General features: G+C 58.8%; 1 protein-coding gene and 2 pseudogenes. 1 reads left to right on the top strand and 2 read right to left on the bottom strand.

Annotated elements, in window-relative coordinates:
• Positions 1-584 (bottom strand): annotated as a pseudogene (locus NKH35_RS31235) (RNA polymerase factor sigma-54); the annotation flags it as partial.
• Between the two features lie 69 nt (positions 585-653).
• Entirely contained in the window at positions 654-1187 is a 534-nt protein-coding gene (locus NKH35_RS31240; RefSeq protein WP_352917522.1) for a peroxiredoxin, read from the bottom strand.
• Between the two features lie 1658 nt (positions 1188-2845).
• Here NKH35_RS31240 and NKH35_RS31245 point away from each other — a divergent pair.
• A pseudogene (locus tag NKH35_RS31245) lies at positions 2846-3049 on the top strand (cytochrome P450); the annotation flags it as partial.
• Between the last annotated feature and the right edge of the window lie 99 nt (positions 3050-3148).

The following is a 3148-nucleotide window of genomic DNA, read 5'->3' on the forward strand; positions in this document are numbered from 1 at the left end:
GCATTCTCTGAGACTTCGCGCAAAACTCCCGGTGGATCAAATTGCTGCAAGGTTCCGAGAACCCGTTCCACAACAGCCTCACGGACATTCAGGCTCTCGGCCAGCTCCAAAAGATTTGCCCGAAGATAGCCAGTGTCTTCCAGATCGGCGGCAAGCTGGCCAGCGATCAGCCGCTCCTGTGGTGTGAACGCAGTGAGGGCGATCTGACGAGCGACATGGTCGTGCAATGTTTCGGCGAGTGTGGCAAACTCGTCGAGGGAAGGGCCATTGCCCGGCGGGTTGTTGGTCGTGTTGCGAAGTGATTTCCATTGCCCGAGCCGTTCAGGCGACCCTGCCCCGGTCGGACCTTCAACGGCGTTTGCCCCAAAGCCGACAGGCTGATCCGCTCCCGAAATCGAAGCATCGTCAAAAGGCCCGCCATCGTTTGACGCAGATTCCAAGAGCGGGTTCTTCTCGATTTCCCCCTCCACGAACTGATGCAGTTCGGTATGCGCCAGTTGCAGCAAGCGAATCGACTCAATGAGTTGAGGCGATGCGACGATGGATTGCTTCTGGCGCTGAAACAGGCTTGCTGAAGATTGCATGGTGTGTGCGATAATCCCGTCGAGGAGCCTCTTGGGGCCTGCAATGGCGCCAGTGAGACGTTTTCTAGGTCATGCGGCGGCTTTCATCGATTCGAGAACGTTTTGCGGGGATGAGACGCCATACGGGTCGGCCTCGCAGTTGTCGGAGAAACCTTCCTCCTCGAACCAGTGCTCCACCACGCCATTGTTGATCAGGGCGGCGTAGCGCCATGAGCGCATCCCGAATCCGAGATTGTCTTTGGCAACCAGCATGCCCATCTTGCGTGTGAACTCGCCTGAGCCATCGGGGATGAGCTGGACCTGCTTCAGGCCCAAGGACTTCCCCCACGCATTCATGACAAAGGCATCGTTGACTGAGAGGCAGTAAATCGCGTCAATTCCCTGCTTCGCAAACTCATCATAGAGCTCTTCGAACTTGGGCAATTGGTAGGTCGAGCAGGTCGGGGTGAAGGCGCCAGGCAGCGAGAACAGGATGACCCGCTTGCCGGCAAAGTAGTCGTCAGATGTTTTTTCTTGCCAGCGATATGGATTTGGCCCCTGGACTGACTTATCGTGAACACGCGTGAGAAAGGTGACGAAGGGAACTTTCTTTCGAACTGTCATCAAGTTGCTCCTGAAGAAGACTGCGCTGAATTCTGGCAGAGGCTGGCGCAATACCGGGCAAAGGCTCGTATCCCCGGCACGGAATGAGGGCCTCGCGGCTCGCAACCTCCTTTTTTCCCTCCCGACGTATGGGAACGTCTTGGCGGTTGGTCTTTGCCATCCGAACGCAATCGATCTGAGCGAGCTGGACACCGTCGAGCCGCTTGCTTTCCACGGCTATGGCGCCGGAAGCGGGATCGGTCACTAGCGATAGTGCGTTTGGAAAAAGGATAGCGGCCGGAACGAGCCAATATCGCAAAGCATGTGGGGGCCTGAAATGTCACTTCACGCAACAGACCCGCGTCACTGGACTCCGCGTCACTGGACTGGTTCAGCATGTTGTCGATATGTGACAGTGACCCGCCGGCCTTGGCTTGCGTGACGACCCTTTGACAAGGCTTTTCGGCACTCACATGCTGCACAGAACCGGCAAACCGCATTTGCGCGCGCGGCCCGTGTTGGCGCGCCGGCATCGGACCAGCCATGCGCAAAGCGGCCACCCAGAACGGACTTCCGGAGGAGACGATGCCCCGATGTTCAGCTGGAAGGGGCACCGTCTCCTCAGGCCACGGTCTGGAGCTTCGCGTATCGGGCATGGCACAAGTCGCTTTCATCGTGATTTGATGGTGCTCTAACCAGGAGCAGCAAGCGGCGTGCCATTTGGAATAGAGGTGCCGTTGGACCGCCCCCTTTCTTCTCGGAGGCCGTGTCTTGGAAGATCGGGCGCGCGCGATAACCGCCTCGTCACACAGGCAACAACGATGCTGTATGGTGCGGATATTCGGCGCTTCGGCCCCGGCTGGGCAAAGAAGACCGGAAGCCGAGCCGGTGCACTACCTGAGGCTGGCGGGCACTCCAGTCATTGCGTAGCATGTGCCGCTAGCATTCATGGGTGCGCAGGCACGGCTATCGCGAACACGCGCCTGTCGCGGCAACATGAGCGCGCGCTCTTGGGCAAGCGCTTTGGCCCCGTGAGGATCGAATTCCCCAATCGTGTCTGTTTGCCGCCCTCTTATGTTCGAACCTGGACCAGAATGTCGCTAGCATGACCTAAAGGTCGCCGAGGCGTTCTGTCCGACACTGTTCCGTCGCCTTTGTTGGCCCGCGACACCGGCCTATTTCGCCTAGCTCTTCTCTGGCCTCAGGCTAAGCCCATAAAAGCATCACAGATTTTTTTCTTCGGTCGGCCAAATTGGCACGAGTTTTGAAGCCTCTTCGTTGCGGGCCGGGAGCCGCCGACCGACTTTCATTTCGTGGATGGCACGAATGGAACGAAGAAAGAAAAGCAAAATGTCAAATCCGCGTCGGATAGCGTCTATGGGCATGGTGTGCTCGGCGAAACCGCCCTTACCCAACAGCTCGCCGCCCTTGTCGACCCTTGCGCAGGAAAGCTTGGCCGGCGGCGGCTCAAATGCCCACCGCGCCGACTTTGTCCTGACCTCGAAGGTGCAAGATAACGTTCCGCATCTCGCCGCGCGATGTGCCTAGACAGTTACGCGTTAGCCGTTCTTGATAATCGGTCTGCCTTCGGAGGACGTCATCTATATGCCGTCTTAGGTCTTCGCTGCCGCAGCGCCCGCCGGTCACCTTCCGCCCTCGCTATTGAGTGAAGTGCCACCATGTCCGAACAACCCTTGCCGACGCTGCCGATGTGGCGCCTCGATCACATTGAGCCATCGCCCGAGATGTTGGCGCTACGCACCAATGGTCCGATCCACCACGTGCGCTTCCCGTCCGGGCACGAAGGCTGGTGGGTCACAGGCTATGACGAGGCCAAGGCGGTGTTGACCGACGCGGCGTTCCGGCCCGCGGGAATGGCGCCGGGGGGCTAGAACCCCGCTTAGGGTAATATATTACTCTTATTAAAAAAAACCAGCCCCCGAGCCAAGCGCGCGAGGGGGGAGAGGCGGGAGAGGTGGGAT

It is taken from the genome of Mesorhizobium sp. M1143, from assembly GCF_040318435.1.
Classification (GTDB): domain Bacteria; phylum Pseudomonadota; class Alphaproteobacteria; order Rhizobiales; family Rhizobiaceae; genus Mesorhizobium.

Bases quoted from the DNA above. Each gene is read 5' to 3' on its own strand.
- NKH35_RS31240 (WP_352917522.1), bottom strand. From the start codon at position 1,187: ATGACAGTTCGAAAGAAAGTTCCCTTCGTCACCTTTCTCACGCGTGTT.